The 26806-nt window shown below is 69.7% G+C and carries 23 protein-coding genes, 1 pseudogene and 1 riboswitch; of the genes and pseudogenes, 11 read left to right on the top strand and 13 right to left on the bottom strand.

Going from position 1 to position 26806, the window contains the following annotated elements:
- Positions 1–417: 417 nt before the first annotated feature.
- The 6 genes from NGB36_RS06790 to NGB36_RS06765 form a co-directional block, all read right to left on the bottom strand.
- On the bottom strand, positions 418–1875 hold the full coding sequence (locus NGB36_RS06790; RefSeq protein ID WP_255919189.1) for a sensor histidine kinase: 1458 nt from the start codon (positions 1873–1875) through the stop codon (positions 418–420).
- A gap of 359 nt (positions 1876–2234) precedes the next feature.
- Positions 2235–3347, bottom strand: coding sequence for an SIS domain-containing protein (locus NGB36_RS06785; protein ID WP_255919188.1), 1113 nt, complete (start codon positions 3345–3347; stop codon positions 2235–2237).
- A gap of 40 nt (positions 3348–3387) precedes the next feature.
- Entirely contained in the window at positions 3388–4974 is a 1587-nt protein-coding gene (locus tag NGB36_RS06780; protein WP_255919187.1) for a glycoside hydrolase family 3 protein, read from the bottom strand.
- Positions 4971–5798, bottom strand: coding sequence for a carbohydrate ABC transporter permease (locus tag NGB36_RS06775; protein ID WP_255919186.1), 828 nt, complete (start codon positions 5796–5798; stop codon positions 4971–4973). Before NGB36_RS06775 ends, NGB36_RS06780 begins: the two co-directional genes overlap by 4 nt.
- On the bottom strand, positions 5795–6835 hold the full coding sequence (locus NGB36_RS06770) for a carbohydrate ABC transporter permease (RefSeq protein ID WP_372509386.1): 1041 nt from the start codon (positions 6833–6835) through the stop codon (positions 5795–5797). Before NGB36_RS06770 ends, NGB36_RS06775 begins: the two co-directional genes overlap by 4 nt.
- Positions 6836–6926: 91 nt before the next feature.
- Positions 6927–8222, bottom strand: a complete 1296-nt coding sequence (locus NGB36_RS06765) for an extracellular solute-binding protein (RefSeq protein ID WP_255919184.1) — start codon at positions 8220–8222, stop codon at positions 6927–6929.
- Positions 8223–8542: 320 nt separating this feature from the next.
- Here NGB36_RS06765 and NGB36_RS06760 point away from each other — a divergent pair, with 320 nt between their 5' ends.
- The 3 genes from NGB36_RS06760 to mctP all read left to right on the top strand — a co-directional run bounded on the left by NGB36_RS06760 (position 8543) and on the right by mctP (position 11394).
- Positions 8543–9355: a GntR family transcriptional regulator gene (locus tag NGB36_RS06760; protein ID WP_255919183.1), complete on the top strand. Its 813-nt coding sequence runs from the start codon at positions 8543–8545 to the stop codon at positions 9353–9355.
- Between the two features lie 126 nt (positions 9356–9481).
- The gene (locus NGB36_RS06755; RefSeq protein WP_255919182.1) at positions 9482–9769 is read left to right on the top strand and encodes a DUF3311 domain-containing protein; all 288 of its coding nucleotides are present in this window, start codon (positions 9482–9484) and stop codon (positions 9767–9769) included.
- Positions 9766–11394: a monocarboxylate uptake permease MctP gene (mctP, locus tag NGB36_RS06750; RefSeq protein WP_255919181.1), complete on the top strand. Its 1629-nt coding sequence runs from the start codon at positions 9766–9768 to the stop codon at positions 11392–11394. Before NGB36_RS06755 ends, mctP begins: the two co-directional genes overlap by 4 nt.
- 38 nt (positions 11395–11432) lie before the next feature.
- Here the strand turns inward: mctP and NGB36_RS06745 are convergent, their stop codons facing one another.
- Positions 11433–12590 (bottom strand): L-talarate/galactarate dehydratase, encoded by a 1158-nt coding sequence (locus NGB36_RS06745; RefSeq protein ID WP_255919389.1) that lies wholly within the window; start codon positions 12588–12590, stop codon positions 11433–11435.
- Positions 12591–12649: 59 nt separating this feature from the next.
- Here NGB36_RS06745 and NGB36_RS06740 point away from each other — a divergent pair.
- The 5 genes and pseudogenes from NGB36_RS06740 to NGB36_RS06720 all read left to right on the top strand — a co-directional run bounded on the left by NGB36_RS06740 (position 12650) and on the right by NGB36_RS06720 (position 18595).
- A pseudogene (locus NGB36_RS06740) lies at positions 12650–13594 on the top strand (LysR family transcriptional regulator).
- A 54-nt stretch (positions 13595–13648) separates the two neighbouring features.
- Positions 13649–14149 (top strand): GNAT family N-acetyltransferase, encoded by a 501-nt coding sequence (locus NGB36_RS06735; RefSeq protein ID WP_255919180.1) that lies wholly within the window; start codon positions 13649–13651, stop codon positions 14147–14149.
- A gap of 28 nt (positions 14150–14177) precedes the next feature.
- Positions 14178–14335: riboswitch (cobalamin riboswitch) on the top strand.
- A gap of 120 nt (positions 14336–14455) precedes the next feature.
- Entirely contained in the window at positions 14456–16813 is a 2358-nt protein-coding gene (locus tag NGB36_RS06730) for a ribonucleoside-diphosphate reductase subunit alpha (protein ID WP_255919388.1), read from the top strand.
- Positions 16813–17820 (top strand): ribonucleotide-diphosphate reductase subunit beta, encoded by a 1008-nt coding sequence (locus NGB36_RS06725; protein ID WP_255919179.1) that lies wholly within the window; start codon positions 16813–16815, stop codon positions 17818–17820. Before NGB36_RS06730 ends, NGB36_RS06725 begins: the two co-directional genes overlap by 1 nt.
- 127 nt (positions 17821–17947) lie before the next feature.
- Positions 17948–18595 (top strand): hypothetical protein, encoded by a 648-nt coding sequence (locus NGB36_RS06720; protein WP_255919178.1) that lies wholly within the window; start codon positions 17948–17950, stop codon positions 18593–18595.
- Between the two features lie 15 nt (positions 18596–18610).
- Here NGB36_RS06720 and def read toward each other — a convergent pair whose 3' ends face one another.
- The 6 genes from def to NGB36_RS06690 form a co-directional block, all read right to left on the bottom strand.
- Positions 18611–19249 carry a peptide deformylase gene (def, locus tag NGB36_RS06715; protein ID WP_255919177.1) on the bottom strand — a complete coding sequence of 213 codons (639 nt, stop codon included), beginning with the start codon at positions 19247–19249 and terminating at the stop codon, positions 18611–18613.
- 82 nt (positions 19250–19331) lie between these two features.
- Positions 19332–20342 carry a tetratricopeptide repeat protein gene (locus NGB36_RS06710; protein ID WP_255919175.1) on the bottom strand — a complete coding sequence of 337 codons (1011 nt, stop codon included), beginning with the start codon at positions 20340–20342 and terminating at the stop codon, positions 19332–19334.
- 309 nt (positions 20343–20651) lie between these two features.
- Entirely contained in the window at positions 20652–20966 is a 315-nt protein-coding gene (gene rsrA, locus NGB36_RS06705; protein WP_255919173.1) for a mycothiol system anti-sigma-R factor, read from the bottom strand.
- A complete protein-coding gene (locus tag NGB36_RS06700; RefSeq protein WP_269469877.1) occupies positions 20963–21808 on the bottom strand; it encodes a sigma-70 family RNA polymerase sigma factor in 846 nt (281 codons plus the stop codon). Before NGB36_RS06700 ends, rsrA begins: the two co-directional genes overlap by 4 nt.
- A gap of 138 nt (positions 21809–21946) precedes the next feature.
- Positions 21947–22615 (bottom strand): alpha/beta hydrolase family protein, encoded by a 669-nt coding sequence (locus NGB36_RS06695; RefSeq protein ID WP_255919172.1) that lies wholly within the window; start codon positions 22613–22615, stop codon positions 21947–21949.
- The gene (locus NGB36_RS06690) at positions 22615–23502 is read right to left on the bottom strand and encodes an SOS response-associated peptidase (protein WP_255919171.1); all 888 of its coding nucleotides are present in this window, start codon (positions 23500–23502) and stop codon (positions 22615–22617) included. The genes NGB36_RS06695 and NGB36_RS06690 overlap by 1 nt, the downstream gene beginning before the upstream one ends.
- Before the next feature lie 54 nt (positions 23503–23556).
- Here NGB36_RS06690 and NGB36_RS06685 point away from each other — a divergent pair, with 54 nt between their 5' ends.
- The 3 genes from NGB36_RS06685 (at position 23557) to rsgA (ending at position 26766) form a co-directional block, all read left to right on the top strand.
- Positions 23557–24270 (top strand): M50 family metallopeptidase, encoded by a 714-nt coding sequence (locus tag NGB36_RS06685; RefSeq protein WP_255919170.1) that lies wholly within the window; start codon positions 23557–23559, stop codon positions 24268–24270.
- A 129-nt stretch (positions 24271–24399) separates the two neighbouring features.
- Positions 24400–25752, top strand: a complete 1353-nt coding sequence (gene aroA / locus NGB36_RS06680; RefSeq protein WP_255919168.1) for a 3-phosphoshikimate 1-carboxyvinyltransferase — start codon at positions 24400–24402, stop codon at positions 25750–25752.
- A 9-nt stretch (positions 25753–25761) separates the two neighbouring features.
- The gene (gene rsgA, locus NGB36_RS06675) at positions 25762–26766 is read left to right on the top strand and encodes a ribosome small subunit-dependent GTPase A (protein WP_255919167.1); all 1005 of its coding nucleotides are present in this window, start codon (positions 25762–25764) and stop codon (positions 26764–26766) included.
- Positions 26767–26806 lie beyond the last annotated feature (40 nt).

Genomic DNA, 26806 nt, shown 5'->3' with positions numbered 1-26806 from the left:
AACACCTCATGCTCCGGGGGGCTTCGCCCCCCGGGCCCTCCTGCGGTGACGCGTGCTCTGAGACCCCCCCGGGAACTCGGCCCGCGAACCCCCGTATGACACATGCTCCGTGACCACCATCCCGGGAGCTTCGCCCCGAACCCCCGGTGACACATGCACGGGACCCACCCCGCCCGAGGGCGCCCTCCCGACGCACCGCCACGCGGGCCCTACTCCCCCGAACCCTCGACGACACCCGCCCCGGAACCACCATCCCGGCGGCTTCGCCCCCCGCGCGCCGGGCCCACCACCGGCGGGAATTCGCCTCTGTCGCAACGCACGCTGGAGCGCACCGTCGCTGAGGGCTTCGCCCCCAGCCTCTGCGGGCACGGTCGTCGAGCCCGGGGCCCGTTCTTCTTGCCCGGCGCAGGGCGAGCGCTAGGGCTCGGGGTCGGCGAGGGGGATGTCCAAGGTCACGCGGGTGCCGCCGGAGGGGGCGGGGGTCATGTCAAACGTGCCGCTCAACTCCCCTACCACCAGCGTGCGGACGATCTGGAGGCCCAAGTTCCCGGCACGTTGCGGGTCGAAGCCCTCGGGGAGGCCGCGGCCGTCGTCCTCGATGGTGATCAGCAGACGGTCGGAGCCGCGCACGGCGCCCACCTCGACCCTGCCGCGCCGGGCCGGGCCGAAACCGTGTTCCAGGGCGTTCTGGAGCAGTTCGGTGAGCACCATCGACAGCGGCGTCGCCGTCTCCGCGGTGAGGATGCCGAAGCGGCCCGTGCGGGACGCCGTCACCCGGCCCGGCGAGAGCTCCGAGACCATGGCGATCACACGGTCGGCGATGTCATCGAACTCGACCCGCTCGTCGAGGTTCTGCGACAGCGTCTCGTGGACGATCGCGATCGAGCCGACCCGCCGTACCGCCTCTTCCAGCGCACCGCGTGCCTTGTCGGAGTCCATCCGCCGTGCCTGGAGCCGCAGCAGCGCCGCCACCGTCTGCAGGTTGTTCTTCACCCGGTGGTGGATCTCCCGGATGGTGGCGTCCTTGGTGATCAACTCCCGTTCGCGGCGGCGCAGTTCGGTCACGTCGCGCAGCAGCACCAGCGAACCGATCCGCGTTCCCTTGGGCTTGAGGGGGATCGCGCGCAGCTGGATGACGCCGTCGCCGCCCTCGACCTCCGTCTCGCGGGGTGCCCAGCCGCTGGCCAGCTTCTCCAGCGCCTCGTCGACGGGACCGCGCGAGGGCGCGAGCTCCGCGGTGATCTTGCCGAGGTGGAGGCCGACGAGATCGGCAGCGAGCCCGAGCCGGTGGTAGGCGGAGAGGGCGTTGGGGCTCGCGTACTGCACCACGCCCTCTGCGTCGAGCCTGATCAGACCGTCGCCGGCGCGCGGCGAGGCGTCCATGTCGACCTGTTCGGCAGGGAAGGGAAACGATCCTGCGGCGATCATCTGCGCGAGGTCGGAGGCGCTCTGCAGATACGTGAGCTCCAGCCGGCTCGGTGTGCGCACCGTGAGCAGGTTGGTGTTGCGCGCGATCACGCCGAGCACGCGGCCCTCACGTCGTACGGGGATGGACTCGACCCGTACCGGCACCTCCTCGCGCCACTCGGGGTCGCCCTCGCGCACGATGCGTCCCTCGTCGAGCGCCGCATCGAGCATCGGGCGCCGGCCGCGCGGAACCAGGTGGCCGACCATGTCGTCCTGATAGGAGGTGGGCCCGGTGTTGGGCCGCATCTGCGCCACGGAGACGTAGCGCGTCCCGTCGCGCGTGGGAACCCACAGCACGAGGTCGGCGAAGGAGAGGTCGGAGAGCAGCTGCCACTCCGAGACCAGCAGGTGCAGCCACTCGAGGTCTTCGGTCCCGAGTGCAGTGTGCTGGCGTACGAGGTCGTTCATGGAGGGCACACCGTGAGCCTACTTGCGTCGCGGGGGTAGGCTCGCATCCAGCCACATGCGGACTCTTTACTTGTGGACTCCTGCTTGTGGACTCCTGTGGACAGCGAAGAGTGGTCTAGTCCACAATTGAAACAGCATCGCTTCCGCCCTCCCCGCACAGGAGGACGGAACGAGGCCCTCGGCGCCTTCTGCCCTGACTGCGCCTCGGGCCTCTTCGAGTCGGCCGAACCGGCCGCGGGGAACCGCACACTCCGCGGTGCAGGAGCCGACTGGCAGCTCCGGGCTGCGGCGCTGAAAGGGCTGAGGGTCCCTTCCCGGCGCCGCGGCCCGCGGCGTCAGCCGCTCACCACCTACCTCACCTACCTCGTCTCGGTGACCTTCGCCAGCGCACGCGGCGCGTCCGGGTCCTGGCCACGGGCGATGGTGATCTCGTAGGCGAGCATCTGCAGCGGGATGATCTCCAGAATCGGCTGGACCTCCTCCGCGACCCCCTCCGTCGGCAGGACGAACCCCGCGGAGGCCGCCTCCACCTGACGCTCGTTGCCGATGACGACGAGATCGGCGCCGCGCCCGCGCAGCCGGTCGAGCACCGGCTGCAGCGCCTTGCCGCCCTTGCCGTCGGTGACGATGGCGATCACCGGCGAGACGTTGTCGACCATCGCGAGCGGACCGTGCAGCAGATCCGCGCCGGAGAAGGAGAGCGCCGGGATGTAGCTGGTCTCCATCAGCTTCAGCGCCGCCTCCTTGGCGGTCGGGTAGCCGTAGCCGCGGGAGGTGAGGACCAGCCGCTCGGCGAAGCGGTAGCGGCCGGCGAGCGCCTTGACCTCGTCCTTGCGGGCGAGGATCTGGTCGGCGAGCTCCGGCAGCCCCTTGGCCGCCGAGCCGTCGCCGCCGCGCAGTCCCTCGACGAAGAGGTAGAGCGCGAGCAGCTCTGCGGTGTACGTCTTGGTGGCGGGCAGCGCCTTCTCCGGTCCCGCGAGTACGTCGATGTGGAACTCGGAGACCTCGGCGAGCGGCGAGTCGGGGTTGTTGGTCACCGCGAGGGTGATCGCACCGGCGGCACGGGCGGCCTCGGTGGAGGCGACGAGGTCGGGCGAGCCGCCGGACTGGCTGACGGTGATCACCAGCACGTCGGTGAGGTCCGGGCGGGCCCCGTACGCGGTCGTGGTGGACATCGAGGTCAGACCGGCCGGCTTGCCGAGCAGCACCTCGATCAGGTACTTCGCGTACAGGGCGGCGTTGTCGGACGTGCCGCGCGCGGTGAGCAGGACGAACCGCGGGTTGCGTGCCGCGATCCGCTCGGCGATCTCGCGGATCCTCGGCGCGCCCGCGTCGAGGATGCGGCGCAGCACTGCAGGCTGCTGGGCCATTTCGCCGGACATGATCCGTCCCGGCTGTCCAGCGGTTTCGGGCTGCACAGCGGCACCGGTCCCGGGGGCAGGAGCCTGCGGGGTCGGGTTCGTGGCGGACATGCGATGAGCCTCCAGGCTGTGTTGACTTCTCACCCGCGGCTCACAGGCCGGCTCCGTCGCCGGCGATGACTTCCGCGGCTGCGCGCCCGCAGACGCGGGCAGCGCCATGGGTCGCGATGTGCAGCGCTCCGGCCGGGGGCGCCTGCGGCACGCCCATCTCGACGACGACCGCATCGGGTCGTGCGGCGAGCAGGGCATGCAGTGCAGCCGCCATCCACCCGTGACGGTGAACGTCGCGAACCACGATGACGATCCTACGGTCCGCGGCTGACCGGAGCACATTTGCGACCAACGAGGTCAGACCCCTTTCCTGGGCGTCGGACTCGCGGTACGTGGCCGTGCCGGTGCCGGGCAGGAGGCGCTCCAGCTCGGCGCCGACCCCCCAGGGAGTGGTGTCGCCGACGGCGATGTTGGCCACGGGGGTGAAGGCGGCGACGTACACCGGGCCGGTGGGCGGATCGTACGGGCCTGCGTTGCGGGTCACACGCAGCGCCCGCCGCGCGGCGACCAGCCCGATCTGCCCGTCCCCGAACCTGCCGTCCCCGGGGCCGGGCGCGCTCCCCTCCCGCGCGCCCGGCCCCCGTGCACCCTGGGCTTCCCGTGCGGCTGTGCGCGCCCATGCGCCGAGCGCCCTGACCCGTGCCGCGGCCTGCGCCAGCCGTTCCTCCGGCAACTCGCCCTCCCGTACCGCCCGCACCAGCGCGTCGCGCAGCCGCAGCACGGTCTCCTCGTCGGCGAGGCCGCCGCCCACGCAGACGGCGTCAGCTCCGGCCGCGAGCGCGAGCACGGTGCCCTGCTCGATGCCGTACGTCGCGGAGATGGCGCGCATCTCGACGGCGTCGGTGGCGATCACCCCGTCGTAGCCGAGCCCTCCCTCGCTCACGGGAGAGCGCAGCAGGCCGGTGAGGGCCGCGGGGCTGAGGGTGGCGGGCAGCAAGCGGTCCACGGCGGGCAGCAGGATGTGGGCGCTCATGACGGCTTTGGTGCCCGCGGCGAGCGCGGCCCGGAACGGCACCAGCTCACGGGCGTAAAGCGTCGTCAGGTCGGCGTCGATGCGCGGCAGGTCGTGGTGGGAGTCGACCGAGGTGTCGCCGTGGCCGGGGAAGTGCTTGGTGCATGCGGCCACCCCGGCCTGCTGCAGCCCCTCGACGTACGCGGCGGTGTGACGGGCGACCAGCTCGGGGTCGTCGCCGAACGACCGTACGCCGATGACCGGGTTGTCGGGGTTGGAGTTGACGTCGGCGGACGGCGCCCAGTTGAGGTTGACGCCGCAGGAGGCGAGGCGTCGTCCCAGCTCGCGGGCGACGGCCCGGGTGAGGTCGGTGTCGTCGACGGCGCCGAGCGCATGGTTGCCGGGGAAGGAGGATCCGCTGCGCGCCTCCAGACGGGTGACGTCGCCCCCCTCCTCGTCCGCGGCGACGATCACCTCGGGAGCCTCCGCGCGCAACCGGGTGGTGAGCGCTGCGAGTTGTCCGGGAGTCTCGATGTTGCGGGAGAAGAGCGCGACCGAGCCCAGCCCTTCGCCGAGCCTGCGCAGCAGCCAGTCGGGCGCGGTGGTGCCGGTGAACCCCGGCTGGAGAACGGCGAGCGCGTCGCGGGTGAGGGTATCCGTGATCAGCGTGGTCATCCCTTCACCGCCCCGGCCGTCAGGCCGCCCACGGCCCGGCGCTGCAGGACGAGGAAGACGATCAGCACGGGAATCGTGAACAGCGTGGAGGCGGCCATGGTGGCTCCCCAGTCGTCGCCGAAGGTGGTCTGGAACTGCGTCAGCCACAGCGGCAGCGTCTGCCCGCTGTCCTTGTTGAGGATCAGCACGAGCGGGAACTCGTTCCAGGCGGTGATGAAGCCGAACAGCGAGGTGGCCATGAGTCCGGGAGCGAGCAGCGGGAAGACGATCCTGACGAAGGCCTGCAGGCGGGTGCAGCCGTCGACGAGTGCGGATTCCTCCAGTTCCTTGGGTACGGCCGCGACGAAGCCGCGGAGCACCCAGATGGTGAACGGCAGGACCATCATCATGTAGAAGAGGATCAGCGGGACGACGCTGTTGAGCATGTTCCGGTCGCGGACGATCAGGTAGATGGCGATCGGCAGCACCTGCCAGGGCGCCATCTGCGCCACCATGATCAGCAGGATGAACGCTTTGCGTCCTCTGAACCGCATCCGGGCCACGGCGAACGAGGCGAGCAGCGCGATCAGCAGCGACAGTGCCACCGCGCCGAGTGTCGCGGTGAAGCTGTTACGGACCAGTGTCCAGAAGCCGGACGCGTCGACCGCCTTGGCGAAGTGCGTGAGCGTGGCATCGAACGGGATGAAGACAGGCGTCTTGCTGATGATGTCGAGGTCCGGCTTGAAGGCCGTGACCACCATCCAGTAGACGGGGAAGATGAAGAACAGGAAGAGGACGACGGCGATGGCATTGGGCCAGACGCGTCCGAAGAGCGAGCGCCTCACAGGTCGTCCTCCTGCCTCAGGATGATCCGGAAGTAGTACGACATCATCACCAGCAGCATCAGGATGGTCAGCACCGAGATGGCAGCCCCCATGCCGTAGTGCTGGTTGCCCGCGCCCTCGATGAAGGCGTAGACGGGAAGGGTCTCGGTCAGTCCCTGGGGACCGCCCTGGTTGAGGGCGTAGATCTGGGTGAAGGCTCCGAAGACCCAGATGATCTCCAGGAAGGTCGTGCTCAGGAAGAACGGTTTGAGTATCGGGAAGGTGACGGACTGGAAGGTGCGCCACGCCGTGGCGCCGTCCATCCGAGCCGCCTCGAAGAGCTCGGTGGCGATGGTGGTCAGCCCCGCGTACAGGTTGAGTGCGACGAAGGGGATCGACTGCCACACAATCATCAGGGTGATGACGGCGAACGTCGACATCTGGCCGCTGAACCAGTCGTACTGCGCCATCGAGTGCCAGCCCAAGCCGCTGAGGAACCAGTTGACGACGCCGTACTGGGTGTTGAAGAGCCACTGGTACACCGTGGTGCCAGCGACGATCGGCATCGCCCAGGCGAAGACCAGGCCGACCGAGAGGAACAGCCGCATGCGCTTGCCGAGACGGTTCAGCAGCAGGCCGACGAGGGTGCCGCCGAGCATGATCAGGACGACGTTGGCGGCGGTGAAGCCGACCGAGCGGAGCGTGGTGTGCCAGAAGTCGCCGCTGGTCAGCAGGTATGTGTAGTTGCTGAAGCCGTTCCACTGGGTGGTGTGCTGGATCAGCTGGAAGGGATCCAGCTTCTGGAACGAGATCAGCAGGTTGCGCACCAGCGGGTAACCGAGCAGTACCGCAGTGACCGCCAGGGTGGGCAGGATCAGCAGGTAGGGGGTGCTGCGCTCGACGAGCCCTTTCCCAGCGCGTCGTTGCCTGCCCTCGGTTGAGGTGACACGTACTCCGCCGGTGACGCGTGAGGGCGGGGCCTGCGCAGGTGTCTCGCCCGACGCCTCTTGCGTCGTCTGCGTCGTCTGCGTCGTATCCGGTCGAGCGGCCATGCTCATGCCTTCCTCGGCTTTTCTCACCGTGCGTCAGCTCGCCCGCGCGGCACGCTCCCCTGACGGGTGCAGGCCGCGCCGGGCGTCGTCGCTGTCGCTACTGCTGCTGGCTGAGGAGCTTGGTGATCTGTGCGTCGGCTTTCTGGGCCGCGGAGGAGGGGTCCGTTCCCTGCAGCACGGGAGCCATGTAGAGCGTCTTGATCGGGTTCGGCGGGTTCTCGACGTTGCCCCAGGTCGGGATGAGCGGGGTCGTTCCGCCGTTCGCCGCGGCGGCGGCCGCGACGGTGCCGTAGGCGCTGCTCGCGAGGTTCGAGTTGAGGGAGGCCTTGTTGGGGATGATGCCGTTCTGCTTGGCGAGCTCGCCCTCGAACTGGTCCGACATCGCGAGCTTGAGGAAGTCCTGGGCCAGCTGCTGGTTCTTGCTGTTCTGGGCGACGGCCAGGTTCGAGCCACCCAGGAAGACCTTGGCCGGGGTGCCCGCGGTCGAGCCCGGGATCGCGAAATAGCCGATCTGGCCGTTCAGCTTCGGGTTGGCGGCGACGGCCGAGGCGGCCTCCCAGCCGAGACCGATCATGGAGCCGACATTGCCCTTGGCGAAGACCGTGTACTGCTGCGGGGTGGCCTCGTCGGTGTCCTTGGGCGCGGTGCCGTAGGAGTTGAGCTTCTTGTAGAGGTTGATCGCGGCGGCGGCCTGCGGCGTGTCGAGGTTGCCGACGTACGCGCTGCCCTGCTGCTTGACGATCTGTGCGCCCTGGTCGAGGAGGAAGCCGTCGAAGGCGTACCAGTTCTCACCGGGCAGGTAGAGAGCGTCCTGGGTGCCGCTCGATTGGATCTTGGCGAGGTCGGACTCGAACTCGCTCATCGTCTGCGGGGGGCCGGTGATGCCGGCCTTCTGCCAGATCTGCTTGTTGTAGATGACGACGCGGTCGGCGAAGTACCACGGCGCCGCGTACTGCTTGCCGTTGTAGACGGCGGACCCGTTCAGCGACGGCACCCAGTCGTTGCCGCCCAGGTCGGACTTGATGCTGCTCAGGTCCATCAGGCCGCCGGTGGATGCGTAGTACGGCGTCTGGGTGTTGCCCACCTCGAAGACGTCCGGCGGGTTGCTCTCCGACAGGGCGGTGGTCAGCTTCTGCTGGATGCCGGTCCACTGCTGCACCTGGACGTTGAGCTTGGCGCCGGGGTGGTCCTTCTCGAACGCGGCGGTGATGTCCTTCGTCCATCCAGGGGGGTTGGATCCGCTCATGAACCAGACCGTCAGCGTCTTGCCCTTGAAGTCGTTCCCGGAGCTCGCGTTGTTGCTGCTGCCACCGCTCGACCCGCACGCCGCGACCGACACGGCCAGCACCGCGGCCCCCAGTACGGCCGCCGCCGCTCTGCCCTTGCGCTTCATGCCATCCTCCTCAGGGATGCCCGAAACTCCCCCCATCGCCCGAAATCGCCGCCACCGCTAGGTCATCGCGGACGCGTTGTGCTCGTGGGTCTGGGTACTGGTCTTTAATGGTTTAGACCAGTACCCGCGAGCTTGGCCTAGACCTTTAGGGGTGTCAAGGGTGTATAAGAGCGGCAGTCGAGTCCGTTACCGGACCGACACCTCGGCGAGGACGCCGTCTTGCGGCTGCTCGACCGGACAAGCCGTGCCACCATGTGAGCCGCTACGGGACGACGGAGGAGCCGGTGACGGCAGCTGAGAGGGGATCGGGAGCACACCGCATGGAGACCGAACCAGGCGCCGCGGCGTCGGCAGCGGAGGAACCGCAGGGTCCGCAAGAACCGCAGGACACCGGGAGCGGCAACGGAACAGGCGTCCGCACCACGCGCGTGCCCAAGTACTACCGGCTGAAACGGCACCTGCTCGACATCACCCAGACCATGCCGCCCGGCACCCCCGTACCGCCGGAGCGCACCCTCGCCGCCGAGTTCGACACCTCGCGCACCACCGTGCGCCAGGCACTGCAGGAGCTCGTCGTCGAGGGCCGCCTCGAACGCATCCAGGGCAAGGGCACCTTCGTCGCCAAGCCCAAGGTCGCCCAGGCGCTGCAACTCACTTCGTACACCGAGGACATGCGGGCGCAGGGGCTCGAGCCGACATCCCAGCTGCTCGACATCGGCTACGTCACCGCCGACGACCGGCTCGCCGAGCTGCTCGACATCAAGCCGGGCGGACGGGTGCTGCGCATCGAGCGACTGCGGCTGGCCAACGGCGAACCGATGGCGATCGAGACCACCCATCTGTCCGCCAAGCGCTTCCCGGCGCTCCGCCGCAACCTCGCCAAGCACACCTCGCTGTATGCCGCGTTGGCCGAGGTGTACGACGTCCACCTCGCCGAGGCCGAGGAGACGATCGAGACCTCGCTCGCCACCCCGCGCGAGGCCGGGCTGCTCGGCACCGACGTCGGGCTGCCGATGCTGATGCTGTCCCGCCATTCGATCGACACCACGGGCGAACCCGTCGAATGGGTCCGCTCGGTCTACCGCGGCGATCGCTACAAATTCGTCGCGCGCCTGCAGCGGCCCTCTACCTGATGGCCGATCCGTTTCCGTACCGATATGCGGACGGGTAGTGACGGGGTGCTCCATTCTGGCCTACATTGCCTGCGCATTACACAGGCAAGAGTCGGTCAAAGAAGCGAAAATCGGGGAGCCGCCGCCATGACTGTGCAGTCGGAGCCACAACCATCGCAGGCCAGACGGGTACCGGTGGTCACCGGCGCCCGTGTGGGTGCTGCCGTGTGTCTCATCCTTCCGTTGGTGTCAATGCTGTGGGTGAATTCGTACGCGCGGTTGAAGCCGACGTTCATCGGGATCCCGTTCTTCTACTGGTACCAGATCTCCTGGGTGCTGATCACCTGTGCGCTCACCGCGGTCGCGTATGTGCTGATCCGTCGTGACGAACGCGCGCGGCGCGGGCAGGACGAGGCTCAGGGGGGTGCGGCATGAAGCACGGGATCAACGGTGTCGCGCTCGCCGTCTTCGTCGTTTTCTTCGTGCTGGTCAGTGTGCTGGGGTTCCTGGCGGCGCGGTGGCGGCGGGCCGCCAACGCCGAGACCCTGGACGAGTGGGGGCTCGGCGGGCGCAGTTTCGGTACGTGGATCAGCTGGTTCCTGCTCGGTGGTGACCTGTACACGGCGTACACGTTCGTGGCGGTTCCTGCGGCGGTGTACGCGGCCGGGGCCTCGGGGTTCTTCGCTGTGCCGTACACGATCCTGGTCTATCCGCTGATCTTCTGCTTCCTGCCGCGGCTGTGGTCGGTGGCGCACCGGCACGGCTATGTCACCACCTCGGACTTCGTGCGCGGACGGTACGGGTCGAAGGGGCTGTCGCTGGCCGTGGCCCTGACCGGGATCCTGGCCACGATGCCGTATGTGGCCCTGCAACTGGTGGGCATCCAGGCGGTGCTGGACGTCATCGGCATCGGCGGCAGCGCCTCGTCCAACGCCTTCGTCAAGGACCTGCCGCTGCTGATCGCCTTCGCGGTGCTGGCCGCCTACACCTACTCCTCCGGGCTGCGCGCCCCGGCGCTGATCGCGTTCGTCAAGGACACGCTCATCTACATCGTCATCGCGGTGGCGATCATCTACATCCCGATCCGCCTGGGCGGTTTCGCCCACATCTTCCACATCTCCGAGCAGGCGCTGACCAAGGTCAGCCCGGCCACCGGCAAACCCCGCGGCGAGCTGGTCAGCAGCGCCAAGAACCAGTGGGCCTACGGCACGCTGGCCCTGGGCTCGGCGATGGCGCTGTTCATGTACCCGCACTCGGTCACCGCGACCCTGTCCGGCCGCAGCCGCGCGGTGGTCCGGCGCAACACCATCATCCTGCCGCTGTACTCCCTCATGCTCGGCCTGCTGGCCCTGCTGGGGTTCATGGCCATCGCCGACGGCGTGGGCAAGGGCATCAAGGGCTACAACTCCCAGCTGGCCATCCCTCAGCTCTTCGACAACCTCTTCCCCTCCTGGTTCGCCGGCGTCGCCTTCGCCGCCATCGGCATCGGCGCCCTCGTCCCGGCCGCCATCATGTCGATCGCCGCCGCCAACCTGTTCACCCGCAACATCTACAAGGACTTCCTGCGCCCGGATGCCACCCCCGAACAGGAGACCCGCGTCTCCAAGCTCGCCTCCCTGGTGGTCAAGGTCGGTGCCCTGGTCTTCGTCCTGACCATGGACCAGTCCGCCGCCATCAACTTCCAGCTGCTCGGCGGCATCTGGATCCTGCAGACCTTCCCCGCCCTCGTCACCGGCCTGTACACCCGCTGGTTCCACCGGTGGGCCCTGCTCGCCGGCTGGGCCGTCGGCATGGTCTACGGCACCTGGGCGGCCTGGACCGTCGCCAGCCCCACCCAGGCCCACTTCGGCGGCAGCTCCAAACTCATCCCCGGCATCGGCAAACTCGGCTACATCGGCGTGACCGCCATCGTCCTCAACATCGCCGTCGCCGTCGTCCTCACCCTCGTCCTGCAGGCCGCCAAGGCCCCGGCCGGCACGGACGAGACCACACGCACCGACTACACCGCCGAAGCAGGCGAGGAAGGCGTCGAGGAGCTCCCGCTCGCCGAGGCGCACTGAGCCGTACGCCGTCGCCGCACGCCGTGCGTGTGCACGTGTCAGGGGCGCTTGCCGAACTCGCACTCCTCCGTGGTCCAGGCCCGCGCCTGGTCGCTGAGGGTGAATCCGAGTCCCGGGCGCCCCGGCACGTGCATCCGCCCGTCACGGATGTCGAGCCGCTCGTTGAAGAGCGGTTCGAGCCACTCGAAGTGCTCGACCCACGGCTCGTGCGGGTAGGCGGCCGCGAGGTGGAGATGGATCTCCATCGCGAAGTGCGGCGCCAGCTGCAGGTGGTGGTGGTCGGCGAGCGCGGCGAGTCTGAGGAACGGGGTGATGCCGCCGATGCGCGGGGCGTCGGGCTGGATGACATCCGCGGCGCGGCCCCGGATGAGCTCCCAGTGCTCGGCGACGCTTGCCAGCATCTCCCCCGTCGCGACCGGGGTGTCGAGCGACGACGCGAGGGCGGCGTGGCCCTCGACGTCGTAGGCGTCGAGGGGCTCCTCGATCCAGACCAGGTTGAACGACTCCATCGCACGGCCCATGCGCTGGGCCGTGGGCCGGTCCCACTGCTGGTTGGCATCGACCATGAGCGGAACGCCGTCACCGAGGTGTTCGCGCACGGCGGCGAGCCGGCACAGGTCCTCGGCGGTGTCGGGCTGGCCGACCTTGATCTTGATGCCGCTGATGCCGCGGCCGAGCGATGCGGTGGCGTTCTCCAGGACCTGCTCGATCGGCGTGTGCAGGAATCCGCCGGAAGTGTTGTAGCAGCGTACGGAGTCGCGATGGCTGCCCAGCAGCTTGGCGAGCGGCAGGCCGGCCCGCTTGGCCTTCAGGTCCCACAGGGCCACGTCGACGGCGGCAATGGCCTGGGTCGCCAGCCCGCTGCGGCCGACGGAGGCCCCGGCCCAGACGAGCTTGGTCCAGATCTTGGCGATGTCGCTGGGATCCTCGCCGATCAGTACGGGGGTGATCTCCTTCGCGTGGGCGTACTGGCCGGGGCCGCCGGCGCGTTTGGAGTAGCTGAAGCCGATGCCGTGATGGCCCTCCTCGGTGGCGATCTCGGCGAACAGGAACGCGATCTCCGTCATCGGCCGCTGCCGTCCGGTGAGGACCTTCGCATCACTGACCGGCGTCGCCAACGGGAGGCGGACGGCAGAGAGCCTGACCCAGGAGATGCGGTCCAGGGTCGCCTCGCCCGGCTGGAAGGCGGCTTGAATCGAAGCGGCTGCACCTGCAGCTGTACCTGCGGCTGTCGTCGTCACATGACGACGCTAGGATGACCGATCGATCCAAGTCCAACACCAATTTTAGATCTATCGATACCTTGAACGCATCGAGGACACTGGCGTGTTCACGCTACCAGCTGGCGAACTTCGTGGTGGTGGCCGAGGAGCTGCACTTCGGCCGGGCCGCCGAGCGGCTGCGCATGACCCAGCCCCCGCTGAGCCGCCAGATCCAGTTGCTCGAAAGCGAACTGCGCGTCCAGCTCTTCGACCGCAGCAACCGCACAGTGCGCCTCACCCCGGCCGGGCGCGCCTTCCTCGTCGAGGCACGCCGGCTGCTGCGCCGGGCCGAGCACGCCGCCGTGTCGGTACGCCAGCTGTCATCGGGAGAAGCAGGCACCATCACGATCGGCTTCACCGCGGCGAGTGCGTACGCCATGCTCGGCACGCTGCTGGAGACCACGCGCACGGCCATGCCCAACGTGGACGTGGCGTTGCGGGAGATGGTAACCATGGACCAGCTCCAGGCCCTGGCCGAGGGCGGCCTCGATCTCGGCCTGGTCCGGCCGCCGGTCACCAGCGCCGAGCTGGACTCCCGCACGGCGCTGCGCGAGCCGCTGCTCGCCGCGGTGCCGGTCGGCCATCCGTTGAGCGGGAGGGAAGGGCCGCTGCGGATCCCCGACTTCGATGCGCAACCGTTCATCATGTAGCCACCGATGGAGGCGCGCTACTTCCACGAGCTGCTGATCAGCATCTTCTGCGAGGCGGACACCTCCCCGGTGTACTCGCAGTACCTAAGCCAGGTGCACAGCATCCTGGCACTGGTGGGCGGGGGGTGGGGCGTCGCCCTGGTACCGGCGGCCGCAGCGCAACTGCGCTACGCGGGGCTGACGTTCAAGCCGGTGGAGCTGCCCGACCCCGAGCCGGTGCGACTGTCCCTCGCATGGCGCCGCAACAACGACAATCCCGCGCTGCACGCGCTGCTCGGGCATTTGTGAGCCGGGGCCTGAGAGCGGGCCGCGATGTCAGTGGCCTCGTGCAGACTTCGGTACATGGACATCATCGTGCGGGGCGTACGGCCCGATGAGCTCGACACCGTCGGCGAGATCACGGCCGAGGCCTATCTGGGCGACAGGTTGCTCACCTACGGGGAGAAGGACCCGTATCTGAAGACACTCCGCGATGCGCGTCACCGGGCCGAGCACGCGGAGGTGCTGGTCGCCGCCGACGCGGCGAGCGACCGGGTGGTGGGGGCGGTGGCGTTCGCCGCGCACGGCACGCCGTACGCGGAGCTGGCACAGCCCGGCGAGGGCGAGTTCCGCATGCTCGCCGTCGCCCGCGCCGCGCGCCGCCGCGGTGCGGCCGAAGCGCTGGTGCGCGCCTGTCTGGACCGGGCGCGTTCGCTGGGCCTGGAACACGTCGTGATCTGCAGCCAGCAGACGATGCACACTGCGCACCGGCTGTACGAGCGGCTCGGTTTCATACGCCTGCCGGAGCGGGACTGGGAGCCCGTACCGGGCGTATCCCTGCTGGCGTTCACGGTGGCACTGTAGTACGTCCACACCCGAAGGCGACACAACATCTGGGGCATCTTCCGAAGGTCACCACTAGATGTATGCTCAACTCCGCTGTCGCCGCAGGGGAACCCGGTGCGAATCCGGGGCTGCCCCGCAACGGTGTACGGGCATGCCTGCGCGCTGCCCGTGAGCCCGAGCACCTGCCGACGGCGCGCCCGCCGGAACGCCCGGAGGGCTGCTCACGTCCGGGCCTCGCGGGTTGGGTCTGCGGACGCGATGCGGCATGCCCGCATGCGCCCGCTCATCCCTCGCGGCGAGGCCGTCAACGAGGGAGAGACCGCCGTGACCATCGCGCCCGCAGAACCCGCCTCGGCAGCACCGCCCACCGACGAAGCGCCCACCGACGCACCGGGCACCGCGCTGCTGCGCACCCTGACGGAGCTGACCGCCGACCTTCCCGAAACCGACCCGGGGCGGGTCGCGGCCTCCGCGCTGCGCGGCCGGCACGCGGGGTCCGACGAGGCCGAGTTGCGCGAGCTGGCGACGGAGGCGGCCGCCGGGCTGATCCCCGACGACCCGCAGTACAGCCGCCTCGCGGCCCGGCTGCTCGCCCGCACCATCGGCGACGAGGCGGCCCGCGAGGGCGTCATCGCGTTCTCCGATTCCATCGGCGTCGGTCACCGCGAGGGCCTCATCTCCGACACCACAACGAAGTTCGTCCGCGCGCATGCCGCCCGTCTCGACGCGCTGATCGACGCCGGAGCGGACGACCGCATCGGCTACTTCGGCCTGCGCACGCTCCACACCCGCTACCTGCTGCGCAATCCGACGTCGCGTCAAGTGATCGAGACCCCACAGCACTTCATGCTGCGCGTCGCCTGCGGCCTCGCCGAGGACGACTCACCGCGTGCGCTCGACGATGTCGCCGCGCTCTACGACCTGATCAGCCGCCTCGACTACCTGCCCAGCTCCCCCACGCTCTTCAACTCCGGCACGCGCCATCCCCAGATGTCGTCCTGCTACCTGCTCGACTCGCCCCTCGACCAGCTCGACTCGGTCTACGAGCGCTACCACCAGATCGCCCGTCTCTCCAAGCACGCGGGCGGCATCGGCATCCCGTACACCCGCGTGCGCGCCCGCGGTTCGCTGATCCGCGGCACCAACGGGCACTCCAACGGCGTCGTGCCGTTCCTGCGCACGCTGGACGCCTCGGTCGCCGCCGTCAACCAGGGCGGCCGGCGCAAGGGGGCGGCCTGCGTCTATCTGGAGACCTGGCACGCGGACATCGAGGAGTTCCTGGAACTGCGCGACAACACCGGCGAGGACGCCCGCCGCACCCACAACCTCAACATCGCCCACTGGATTCCGGACGAGTTCATGCGCCGCGTCGAGGCCGACGCCCTGTGGTCGCTCTTCTCCCCGTCCGACGTTCCCGAGCTCCCCGATCTGTGGGGCGAGGAGTTCGACGCCGCCTATCGCAGAGCCGAGGCCGAGGGGCGTTTCGTACGGCAGGTGCCGGCGCGTCAGATCTATGCAGGCATGATGCGCACCCTCGCCCAGACCGGGAACGGCTGGATGACGTTCAAGGACGCGGCCAACCGTACGGCCAACCAGACCGCCGAGCCCGGCCGGGTCGTGCACTCGTCCAACTTGTGCACCGAGATCCTGGAGGTGACCGACGACGGCGAGACCGCGGTCTGCAACCTCGGCTCGGTCAATCTCGCCGCCCACCTCGGCCCGGACGGCCGGATGGACTGGGAACGGCTCGACGCGACCGTCCGCACCGCCGTCACCTTCCTCGACCGTGTCGTCGACATCAACTTCTACCCGACCGAACAGGCCGCAGCCTCCAACGCCCGCTGGCGCCCGGTGGGCCTGGGCATGATGGGCCTGCAGGACGTCTTCTTCCGGCTCCGTCTGCCCTTCGACTCCCCCGCAGCCCACCGCCTGTCCACGCAGATCGCAGAGCGCATCATGCTCGCCGCCTACGAGGTCTCCTGCGACCTGGCAGAACGTCACGGCCCCCACCCGGCCTGGTCCGGGACGCGCACTGCTCGCGGCGTGCTCCACCCCGACCACTTCGACGTCACCCCGCACTGGCCGCAGCGGTGGGCCGCGCTGCGCGAGCGCATCGGCGCCACCGGAATGCGCAATGCGCTGCTGCTGGCCATCGCACCAACGGCGACGATCGCCTCGATCGCCGGGGTCTACGAGTGCATCGAGCCGCAGGTCTCCAATCTCTTCAAACGCGAAACGCTCAGCGGCGAGTTCCTGCAGGTCAACTCCTATCTGGTCGACGACCTCAAGCGGCTCGGCGCCTGGGACGCGACCACCCGCGAGGCGCTGCGCGAGTCGGGCGGCTCGGTGCAGGAACTGACCTGGCTCCCGGAGGAGCTCCGCACGCTCTACCGCACGGCCTGGGAACTCCCCCAGCGGGCCCTGATCGACATGGCGGCCTCCCGTACCGCGTATCTCGACCAGAGCCAGTCGCTGAACCTCTTCATGGCATCGCCGACCATCGGAAAGCTCAGCTCGATGTACGCATACGCCTGGAAGAAGGGGCTGAAGACCACGTACTACCTGCGGTCCCGCCCGGCGACGAGGATCGCCCGCGCCGCGTCCGGCCGGCCGGCGGCCATGACCGACGAGGCGATCACCTGCTCCCTGACCGACCCCGAGTCCTGCGAGGCATGCCAGTAATGACCACCCAGAACCTTCTCGACCCGGGTTTCGAACTGACGCTGCGTCCGATGCGTTACCCGGCCTTCTACGAGCACTACCGCAACGCGATCAAGAACACCTGGACGGTTGAGGAGGTCGACCTCCACTCCGACGTGGCCGACCTCGCCAAGCTCTCCCCGGGCGAGCAGCACCTGATCGGCAGACTCGTCGCCTTCTTCGCCACCGGCGACTCCATCGTCGCCAACAACCTCGTGCTCACCCTCTACAAGCACATCAACTCCCCTGAGGCCCGCCTCTACCTCTCCCGGCAGCTCTTCGAGGAGGCGGTGCACGTCCAGTTCTATCTGACACTGCTCGACACGTACCTGCCCGACCACGACGACCGGGCGGCGGCCTTCGCCGCGGTGGAGAACATCCCGTCCATCAGTGAAAAGGCACGGTTCTGCTTCCGGTGGATGGATTCTGTCGAGGAGATCGACCGCCTTCGCACCAGGGGGGACCGGCGCCGGTTCCTGCTCAATCTGATCTGTTTCGCCGCCTGCATCGAGGGCCTGTTCTTCTACGGCGCGTTCGCCTACGTCTACTGGTTCCGCTCCCGCGGGCTGTTGCACGGCCTGGCCACCGGGACCAACTGGGTCTTCCGCGACGAATCCATGCACATGGACTTCGCCTTCCACGTCGTGGACACCGTGCGCGAGGAGGAACCGGATCTCTTCGACGAGGAGATGGGCAAGCAGGTCGCCGCGATGCTCGAGGAAGCCGTCGAGGCGGAGCTGCTGTTCGCCCGCGATCTGTGCGGCGACGGGCTGCCCGGCATGAACACCCACTCGATGCGCGCATACCTGGAGTGCGTCGCCGACCAGCGCCTGGCGCGCCTCGGGCTGCCCCCACGCTACGGCTCGCAGAACCCGTTCTCGTTCATGGAGCTGCAGGGCGTGCAGGAGCTGACCAACTTCTTCGAGCGCCGCGCCTCCGCTTACCAGATCGCGGTCGAGGGGTCGGTCTCCTTCGACGACGACTTCTGAGCCCGGTCCACGAGGGTGGGACCGGGCGTGCCGGTCCCACCCTCGTGGCCGCGCTCGGGTGGCCCGTACAGTGCACCCATGCAGCACATACGATCACGATCCGCTTCGACGGGGTCACGGACCGCCCATGGCTGACTGGGCAACCATCTCCTCCCTGGCCACGGCCGCAGGCACGTTGGTGCTGGCCGGGGCGTCGTTCGCCTCCATCCGCTCCGCCGACCGCGCCGCCCTGTCCGCCGAGCGCGCCGTCCAGGCATCGTTGCGTCCGCTGCTGATCGCCTCCCGCATCGAGGCCCCGAAGCAGAAGCTGATCTGGTCCGACGGCCACTGCACGCATCTCGCGGGCAGCGCCGGATACGTGCGCATCGAGGACGATCACCTCTACATCGCGGCCTCGATCCGCAACATCGGCCCCGGCCTCGCCGTGATCCACGGCTGGCGCCTCGCCGACCACCCCACCTACGCCGACCAGGCGCATCCCGCCCCGGAATCGTTCCGGCCCCAACTGCGCGATCTTTACGTGGCTCCTGGCGACACCAGTTTCTGGCACGCAGCGATCCGCGACCGGCAGGATCCCGACTTCGCCGCCCTGCTCGACCCGGTGAAGAACAGGGCACGCATCAACGTCGACCTGATGTACGGGGATTACGAGGGCGGGCAGCGCACCGTCAGTCGGCTGTCCCTGATACCGCGTCACGACGACGAGGACGGCTGGATCTGCCAGGTGGTCCGCCACTGGAACATCGACCGCCCCGACCCGAGAGCGCGGCCCTGAGCCGACCGCCGATACTCAGTCGTTCGGCACCGTCTCGTACTTCGGGGTGAGCTCGGCCATCTGACGCAGGGCGTCCTTGCGCTCCCGCTTGGAGAGCCGGTCGATGTAGAGGTAGCCGTACAGGTGGTCCGTCTCATGCTGGAGGCAGCGGGCGAAATAGCCCGTGCCATGGACGGCGATCGGATTGCCGTGCATGTCCTGGCCTCGGACGATCGCGTAGTCGGGGCGCGGCAGCGGCGCGTAGGCACCGGGGACGGAGAGGCAGCCCTCGTCGGAGTCGTCCAGCACCCGGCTTTCGACGGGGAGTTCGTCGAGGACGGGGTTGACGACGTGGCCGACGTGGCGCACACCGTCGTCGTCCGGGCAGTCGTAGACGAAGACGCGCAGGTCGACGCCGATCTGGTTGGCGGCGAGGCCGACGCCCTCGGCGGCGCGCTGGCTGGCGAACATGTCGTCGATGAGCTGGGCCAGCTTGTCGTCGAACTCCGTCACCACCTGGCACGGGCGGTGCAGCACCGGGTTGCCGACGACGGTGATCGGGCGGGCCGTACCGCGCTCGCGGTGGGCCGCCTCACGCGCCTCGGCGTCCGTCACATCGTCGATGAACTCCGACGACTGCTCCGGTGCCTCGTCGATCTGCTCGTGCTCGGTCATGGGTTGCTCGTACGCCTTCCTGGTCCGCTCGTCCGATCCAAAGGGGCCTGGTCCACAAGGGTACGCAGGTCGCCCGGACGGCTCAGCAGACCTCTTCGAGATCGCGCCAGTCGCGCGTGTCCGGGCTGTCGGCGACCCAGCCGTCGAGCAGGCCGCGTACGAGCGCCGCCGGCGCCGCTATCCCGCACTCGCGCTCGGGCACCCACAGTGCGCCCGCGCTGCGGTGGCTGAGATGCCCGGGGTGACCGGGCTCACCGTGGTCGTGGGGGTCGCGGGAGGCGTTGGAGCCGTCGTCGGTCGGCATCCGGCTCTCCGAGCACGAGCGGCACAGCAGCCGCACCGAGGACGACCAGTCCTCCGCCGCGAACCCGGCGTCCGCGGCGAGCCGCTCCAGCGCGTCGCGGTCGGCCTCGGTGGCGGCTTCGAGCAGGACGAGCCAGGTGGGGACCGGGGAGGGCGCCCACAGCTCGATCTCGTCGAAGACGGGGTAGGCGCCGCCGTCGGCGGCGACGCGCTCACCGTGCGGTACGCCGTCGTGCAGCACGACCTCGCCCCAACGGCGCCCGGAGGACGGCAGCGGAATGCTCAGCACCTCGATGCGGGCCGGGTCGAGCCGACGGCCCCACACCACCTCGGCCTCGCCCTCGGGCGAGAGGCGCACCGTCGCACTGCCCAGCGGCATCCGCACGGGGGTGTCCGATGCGGCCGCGGACTCGGCGGCGGGCAGCCGCAGCCCATACGCCTGCCAGGCGCGGCGGGCCAGCGGCCAGTCCTGCAGCGCCGTCGCGGCGATGCCGATGTTCCACCAGTCCGGGGCGCCGGCGTCGCGATCGAGCAGGGCGACGGCGCGCAGCCCTGCGGTGCGGGCCTGCTCCCAGTCGTGCCGGAACTTGTGCAGCAGCGCGAGGTTGTACCAGGACTCGGGGAGCCAGGGCTCGAGGTCGGCGGCGCGGGTGAGCAGGGCGCCCGCGTCCTCGTAGCGCCCGTCGTCGATCAGTGTGAAGGCACGGTCGGTCGCCTGCCGCCACGTGGCGGAGGGCCTGTGCCGCACTCTGCCGAAGATCCTCACGATCCCTGCCTGCCGGTCAACCATTGCTCGGTCGGACGACAACCTGCCACATATCGGCCGCCTCTTCCTCCGGATTCAACGGGCCGCCCGGTTTTCCTTCGCTCACCACTCTTCCTTGCCAGCGGACGGGGCCGTCACACCCTGTCCCTGTCAGTGGTCCCGGTACCCGGTCCCTGTCGACGCATCCAACCATGTCCGTCGGTGCGCTCGCCTCCTACCACCGAGTTCAGCACAACGGGCGCGGTCCGTCCTCCCCTGCGGGTTCGTGGGGAAGGTCCGGACCGCACCCGTGAATGCATGAGCATGAGGCTGCAGAGCCGCAGCGTGATCGCGTCAGGTGGCTGCCGCAGGGCCGGCGTCGCCCGCCGACCGCTCGGAGACCGGCGGAATCTGGCCCGATCGGATCAGCTCGATTCGGGTGAGCACCTTGGCCCGCAGGTCGCCGGGAACGTCGTCGTGCCCGCAGCACCGCTTGACCAGCTTCTTCACCGCTTGCTCCAACCCGTACTTCTCCAGGCACGGGCTGCACTCGCCAAAGTGTTCCTCGAACTTGTGGCGTTCTACATCGGACATCTCGCGGTCGAGGTACTCGTAGAGGTGGTCAAGTACCTCGGAGCAGTCCGTCTCATGCGGTTCGCCGCAGCTCATGTGTCCGAGCCTTTCCGATCGTGCTCGCCCAGCACGGCGCCCGCCGGGACGAGTCCCCGGTCGCGTGCGTAATCCTCAAGCAGGCCTCGCAGCTGGCGTCGCCCGCGGTGCAGCCGGGACATCACCGTGCCGATGGGTGTCCCCATGATGTCGGCGATCTCCTTGTAGGCAAAGCCCTCGACGTCCGCCAGATACACGGCGATCCGGAACTCCTCCGGGATTGCCTGCAGCGCGGACTTCACGTCCGAGTCGGGCAGGTGGTCGAGCGCCTGCGACTCGGCGGAGCGCAGTCCGGTCGACATGTGCGACTCGGCGCGCGCCAGCTGCCAGTCCTCGATCTCCTCCGTGCCGCTGCGCTGGGGCTCGCGCTGCTTCTTGCGGTAGGAGTTGATGAAGGTGTTGGTGAGGATGCGGTAGAGCCAGGCCTTGAGGTTCGTGCCTTCCTTGAACTGGTGGAAGGACGCGTATGCCTTCGCATACATCTCCTGGACCAGATCCTCTGCGTCGGCCGGGTTGCGCGTCATGCGCAGAGCCGCCGAGTACATCTGGTCGAGGAAGGCAAGGGCGTCCCGTTCAAAGCGCGCACTACGCTCTGCCGAGGACTCCCGCGCGTCGTCCTCGGGGCGCGGCTGTTCGCCCGTCGTACCGTTGTCGGTCCCTGTGACCGGACCCACCTCCTCCGACACCGGGGCGAGACCGGGAGCGGCATCACCCGATTCGGAGAATATCCCGGACGCGAGCGGGCCGCCGGACTGGCCTGCGGACCCGCCGCCCGCCGATGACCACTCGGGCCACGACAGATACGGGGCCTCCGCACGAGCGGGGCACACGACTGAAACCATGCGGGCTGCCTTCCTCACGTCTTGCGTCCGTGCCTGCCTCCGGGGGGGAGGTGCGCTCCCCCTGCCTCCGGCGGGAGGTGCCTTCATAACGCGGCGAGGCCGGCGCTCATTCCCGGGCCGGTCGCGCGGGTCCGCAGGTCAGCGCGGCGGGCCGGGCAGGCCGTCGAGCCACTGCGCCACGGCGGAGGTGAGCACGGCGAGTGCGTCGTCCTGCGTGAGGTCTGCGGACTTCGGGACGGCAAAGCCGTGATCGCCGTACGGGACCTCGGCGATGCGGGTGCCCCGCGGGAACTCCTCCGGCCGTCCGAAGGGGTCGCGCCCGCCCTGGACGACCAGCGTCGGCAGTCCGGCCGCCGCCAGTTCCTCGGCGCGGGACTTCTCCGGCTTGCCCGGAGGATGCAGGGGAAAGGAGAGCGCGAGCACGGCATGGGCGCCGAGCCCCTGGGCGGTGCGGCAGGCGACCCGGGCGCCGGCGCTGCGCCCGCCCGCGATCACCGGCAGGCCGCGCTCGACGAGCGCGGGCCACAGCGCCGTCCACGCCGCGTCGAGGGCCTTCGGCGCGGGTGCGAGCTTCTTGCCCGCCACCCGCCACGGCTGCTCGACGAGTGCGACGCCCCAGCCGAGCGGCGGCAGGGTGGCGGCGAGCGCCTGCAGGTCCCGGGCCTCAATGCCGCCCCCGGCACCGTGGCCGAGGGCTACCACGGCGCGCGGCTTCGGGGAGCGGCGGGGCGGCAGGTGCCAGGTGATGCGGGCGTCGCCGGCCGGCGTCGTCACGGTCTCGGCGCTCGGTGTCAGCACGGCGGTCATCAGAACAACGTTTCCTCTTCAGGCACGGGGAGCGGTTCGACGAGTTCGGGGCCGTTGTTGCGGACGTTGCTCACGGCCGTCGAGACCGGGTACGCCCGCATGAAACCGGGCGGCGGCGGTGCCAGCAGTCCTCGCAGGTCGTCGATATCGGTGCGGGACGGGTCGAGCCAGGCGTCCCAGCGGTCCGGCGTCAGCACGAGCGGCATGCGCGGGTGTATCTCGGACAGGGAGCGCGGGCCCTGGCCTGCGCCGTCCCCCGCGCCCACGCCTTCGCCTGCGCCGTCCCCCGCGCCCACGCCTTCGCCGGCGCCTTCCGCTGCGCCGCCGGCGAGCGGCGTGGTCTCGGCGTCGGTGGTGATGACGGCGCAGGTCACCCACCAAGCCCTGGGGTGGTCGTCGGGCAGCGTGCGGTCGCGCCAGAACTCGTAGAGGCCGGCCATGGCCATCACCGAGCCGTCGGCCGGGGTGACGAAGTACGGCTGCTTGCGTGGACGCTTCTTCTTGCCCTGCTCTTCGAGCTGCCGCTCGTCCTTGCTGGTCATCCACTCGTAGTAGCCGTCGGCAGGGAGCAGGCAGCGGCGGGTGACGAACGGCCGCCGGTAGGACGGCTTCTCGTGGACGCTCTCCGCGCGGGCGTTGATCATCTTCACGCCGACGTCCGGCGACTTCGCCCACGACGGCACCAGACCCCAGCGCAACGCCCGCATCTGGCGCACCGGCACCGGTGAGCCGGACTCCTTGTCGGGCCGCTCCAGGACGGCATAGACGTCGGCAGTCGGCGCCACGTTCCAGTCGGGCGCCAGCGTCTGCGTGGGCTCCCACTTGGACACGTGGAAGAGGCCGACGAGATCCTCCGGTTTCCTGCTCGCTGCATATCGACCGCACATGAGTGCAACACTGCCACGGCACTGGCCGAGGACGTCGCTCGTTGCAGGGGTGAGATGAACACGAACAGCATCACCGGTGTGTGGGACCGGGTTGTCGGGGTCCAGCCGCACCCGTCGGGGTGGCTGGTCGCCGCCACCTGCGTGGCGGCGCTCGCGGCGGTCCTCCCGCACGGCATCTGGCAGGTGACGCGCAACGCGGTCACCATCGCGCACGAGGGCGGGCACGGCCTCGTGGCGCTGCTCAGCGGGCGGCGGCTCGAAGGCATCCGGCTTCATTCGGACACCTCCGGGCTCACGGTCTCGCGCGGCAAGCCGCACGGGCTGGGGATGGTGTTCACCGCCGCCGCGGGCTACACCGCACCGTCGCTGCTGGGTCTCGCAGGTGCCTGGCTGCTGGCGGCCGGGCACATCACGCTGCTGCTCTGGGGCGCGGTGGCGCTGCTCGCCGCGATGCTGGTGATGATCAGGAATGCGTACGGGCTGCTCACCGTGGTGCTCGCGGGTGCGGCGTTCTTCCTCGTCTCGTGGCTGACGACGGCGGCCGTGCAGGCGGCGTTCGGCTATCTGGTGGTGTGGTTCCTGCTGTTGGGCGGGGTGCGGCCGGTCTTCGAGCTGCAGCGCAAGCGCCGGTACGGAGGAGCTCGGGACTCGGACGCCGACCAGTTGGCGCGGCTGACCCACCTGCCGGCCGCGATATGGCTCGTGCTCTTCCACACGGTGGCGCTGTGCTCGCTGCTGGGCGGCGGCCGGTGGCTGCTCGGCGTGTGAGAGCACACGCGATCGCGCATTTGAACGGTTTCTGCTGCGCGTAGGCTCATACCAAGCCCCTGTTTCGCTCAGGTTTCGACCGATTCGATCAAGATTCTTCGCTCCGTGGAGCCACTACAGTTGCTTCCCATGACCGGTAACCCCGCGCACACCCCGCTCTGGCCCGCACCGACCGCGACCGGCGCCGTCGACGCGACCGTCACCGTGCCCGGATCGAAATCGGTCACGAACCGTGGACTCGTGCTCGCCGCGCTGGCATCGGAACCGGGCTGGCTGCGCCGCCCGCTGCGCAGCCGCGACACCCTGCTGATGGCCGAGGCGCTGCGCGCGATGGGCGTCGGCATCGAGGAGCAGGTGAACGCCACCGGCGGCGAGGCGTGGCGGGTCATCCCCGCCGGACTGCACGGCCCGGCCCACGTCGACGTCGGCAACGCCGGCACCGTCATGCGCTTCCTGCCGCCGGTCGCCGCGCTCGCCGACGGTCCGGTCCACTTCGACGGTGATCCCCGCTCGTACGAACGCCCGCTGCACGGCGTGATCGATGCGCTGCGCGCGCTCGGCGCCCGCATCGACGACGACGGGCGCGGCGCGCTGCCGCTCACCGTGCAGGGCGCGGGATCGCTGACCGGCGGCCGGGTCGAGGTCGACGCCTCCTCGTCGTCCCAGTTCATCAGCGCGCTGCTGCTCTCCGCGCCGCGTTTCAACCAGGGCATCGAGCTGCGGCACGTCGGCCGGACGCTCCCGTCGCTGCCGCACATCCGGATGACCATCGACATGCTGCGCATGGCCGGTGCCCAGGTGGACTCGCCCGACGGCGGCGGCGAGCGCGATGTGTGGCGGGTCGCGCCGAGTGCGCTGCTCGGCCGTGATCTGACCGTGGAGCCCGATCTGTCGAACGCTGCGCCGTTCCTGGCGGCGGCACTGGTCACCGGCGGCCGGGTCACCGTCCCCGACTGGCCGGAGCGCACCACTCAGCCCGGTGACGCGCTGCGCGAGATCTTCACCCTGATGGGTGGCGAGTGCGAACTCGACGACGCGGGCCTGACGTTCAAGGGCACCGGCCGCATCAAAGGCATCGACGTCGATCTGCACGACGTGGGCGAGCTCACCCCGGTGATCGCCGCCGTCGCGGCGCTCGCCGACTCCGAGTCCGTGCTGCGCGGCATCGCCCATCTGCGACTCCACGAGACCGACCGGCTGGCCGCGCTCGCCAAGGAGTTCAACGAGCTCGGCGGCGATGTGTCGGAGACCGAGGACGGGCTGAGGATCCGTCCGCGGCCGCTGCACGGCGGGGTGTTCCACACCTATGAGGACCACCGCCTCGCCACCGCGGCCGCCGTGCTGGGCCTCGCGGTCGACGGCCTCGAGGTGGAGAACATCGCCACCACCGGCAAGACCCTGCCGGAGTTTCCCGAGCTGTGGAGCGGCATGCTCGCCGGCCGCAGCGATGCACCGGCGTCCTACGCGGCGCGAGGAGTCTGACATACCGTCATGCGGCGCTATGGCAAGGACGCTGACGAGGAGGACGTGAGGGTACGCCCCGGCCGACGGGGCAGCCGTCCACGCACCCGGATCCGCCCCAAGCACGAGGATGCCGCCGAGGGGTTCGTGCTCACCGTCGACCGCGGCCGGATCACCTGCCTCGTCGACGACCGCCAGGTCACCGCTATGAAGGCCCGCGAGCTGGGCCGCAAGGGAATCGCGGTCGGCGACCGGGTCGACATCGTCGGCGACCTGTCCGGCGCGAAGGACACCCTGGCGCGCATCGTGCGGGTGCAGGAGCGCAGCTCGGTGCTGCGGCGCACCGCCGACGACGACGATCCGTTCGAGCGCGTGGTCGTCGCCAACGCCGACCAGCTGGCGATCGTCACCGCGCTCGCCGACCCGGAGCCGCGCCCGCGGCTGATCGACCGCTGTCTGGTGGCCGCCTACGACGCGGGCATCACCCCGCTGCTCGTGCTCACCAAGGCCGATCTGGCGTCGGCCGAGCCGCTGTTGGCCTCCTACATTCCGCTCGGCGTGGAGTGCGTGGTCACCCGCCACGACGAGTTGGACGGCGCGGCGGCGGAGCGGGTGCGCGAGCGTCTTGCGGGGCGGATCACGGCGCTGGTGGGTCACAGCGGGGTGGGCAAGACGACGCTGGTCAACGCGCTGGTGCCGGAGCGCGCCCGGGCAACGGGCATGGTCAATGCGGTCACCGGCCGCGGCCGTCACACCACCACCTCGGCACTGGCGCTGCCGCTGCCCGACGGCGAGGGCTGGGTGATCGACACCCCTGGCGTGCGATCGTTCGGGCTCCATCACGTCAACCCGGCACGGGTCATCCATGCCTTCCCCGATCTGGAGCCGGGCACGGCCGAGTGCCCGCGCGCCTGCAGCCACGACGAGCCGGACTGCGTCCTGGACGCATGGGTGGAGGCGGGGAACGCCGACCCGGCGCGGCTCTACTCGCTGCGCCGGCTGCTCGCCACCCGGGAGCGCCGCGAAGGCGACTGAGGAATACGCCCGTTCGGGCGCGTCGCCCGACGTGGCACAC

It is taken from the genome of Streptomyces humicola, from assembly GCF_024436035.1.
Lineage (GTDB): Bacteria > Actinomycetota > Actinomycetes > Streptomycetales > Streptomycetaceae > Streptantibioticus_B > Streptantibioticus_B humicola.
The sequence above is the reverse complement of the archived record's forward strand: the minus strand, read 5'-3'. Positions and strand labels throughout refer to the sequence as shown.

Excerpts from the sequence above, each read along its gene's own strand:
- NGB36_RS06790 (WP_255919189.1), bottom strand. The coding sequence starts at position 1,875 with ATGAACGACCTCGTACGCCAGCACACTGCACTCGGGACCGAAGACCTC.
- NGB36_RS06785 (WP_255919188.1), bottom strand. The coding sequence starts at position 3,347 with ATGTCCGCCACGAACCCGACCCCGCAGGCTCCTGCCCCCGGGACCGGT.
- NGB36_RS06780 (WP_255919187.1), bottom strand. The coding sequence starts at position 4,974 with ATGACCACGCTGATCACGGATACCCTCACCCGCGACGCGCTCGCCGTT.
- NGB36_RS06770 (WP_372509386.1), bottom strand. The coding sequence starts at position 6,835 with ATGAGCATGGCCGCTCGACCGGATACGACGCAGACGACGCAGACGACG.
- NGB36_RS06765 (WP_255919184.1), bottom strand. The coding sequence starts at position 8,222 with ATGAAGCGCAAGGGCAGAGCGGCGGCGGCCGTACTGGGGGCCGCGGTG.
- NGB36_RS06760 (WP_255919183.1), top strand. The coding sequence starts at position 8,543 with ATGGAGACCGAACCAGGCGCCGCGGCGTCGGCAGCGGAGGAACCGCAG.
- NGB36_RS06755 (WP_255919182.1), top strand. The coding sequence starts at position 9,482 with ATGACTGTGCAGTCGGAGCCACAACCATCGCAGGCCAGACGGGTACCG.
- mctP (WP_255919181.1), top strand. The coding sequence starts at position 9,766 with ATGAAGCACGGGATCAACGGTGTCGCGCTCGCCGTCTTCGTCGTTTTC.
- NGB36_RS06735 (WP_255919180.1), top strand. The coding sequence starts at position 13,649 with ATGGACATCATCGTGCGGGGCGTACGGCCCGATGAGCTCGACACCGTC.
- NGB36_RS06725 (WP_255919179.1), top strand. The coding sequence starts at position 16,813 with ATGACCACCCAGAACCTTCTCGACCCGGGTTTCGAACTGACGCTGCGT.
- NGB36_RS06720 (WP_255919178.1), top strand. The coding sequence starts at position 17,948 with ATGGCTGACTGGGCAACCATCTCCTCCCTGGCCACGGCCGCAGGCACG.
- def (WP_255919177.1), bottom strand. The coding sequence starts at position 19,249 with ATGACCGAGCACGAGCAGATCGACGAGGCACCGGAGCAGTCGTCGGAG.
- NGB36_RS06710 (WP_255919175.1), bottom strand. The coding sequence starts at position 20,342 with ATGGTTGACCGGCAGGCAGGGATCGTGAGGATCTTCGGCAGAGTGCGG.
- rsrA (WP_255919173.1), bottom strand. The coding sequence starts at position 20,966 with ATGAGCTGCGGCGAACCGCATGAGACGGACTGCTCCGAGGTACTTGAC.
- NGB36_RS06700 (WP_269469877.1), bottom strand. The coding sequence starts at position 21,808 with ATGGTTTCAGTCGTGTGCCCCGCTCGTGCGGAGGCCCCGTATCTGTCG.
- NGB36_RS06695 (WP_255919172.1), bottom strand. The coding sequence starts at position 22,615 with ATGACCGCCGTGCTGACACCGAGCGCCGAGACCGTGACGACGCCGGCC.
- NGB36_RS06690 (WP_255919171.1), bottom strand. The coding sequence starts at position 23,502 with ATGTGCGGTCGATATGCAGCGAGCAGGAAACCGGAGGATCTCGTCGGC.
- NGB36_RS06685 (WP_255919170.1), top strand. The coding sequence starts at position 23,557 with ATGAACACGAACAGCATCACCGGTGTGTGGGACCGGGTTGTCGGGGTC.
- aroA (WP_255919168.1), top strand. The coding sequence starts at position 24,400 with ATGACCGGTAACCCCGCGCACACCCCGCTCTGGCCCGCACCGACCGCG.
- rsgA (WP_255919167.1), top strand. The coding sequence starts at position 25,762 with ATGCGGCGCTATGGCAAGGACGCTGACGAGGAGGACGTGAGGGTACGC.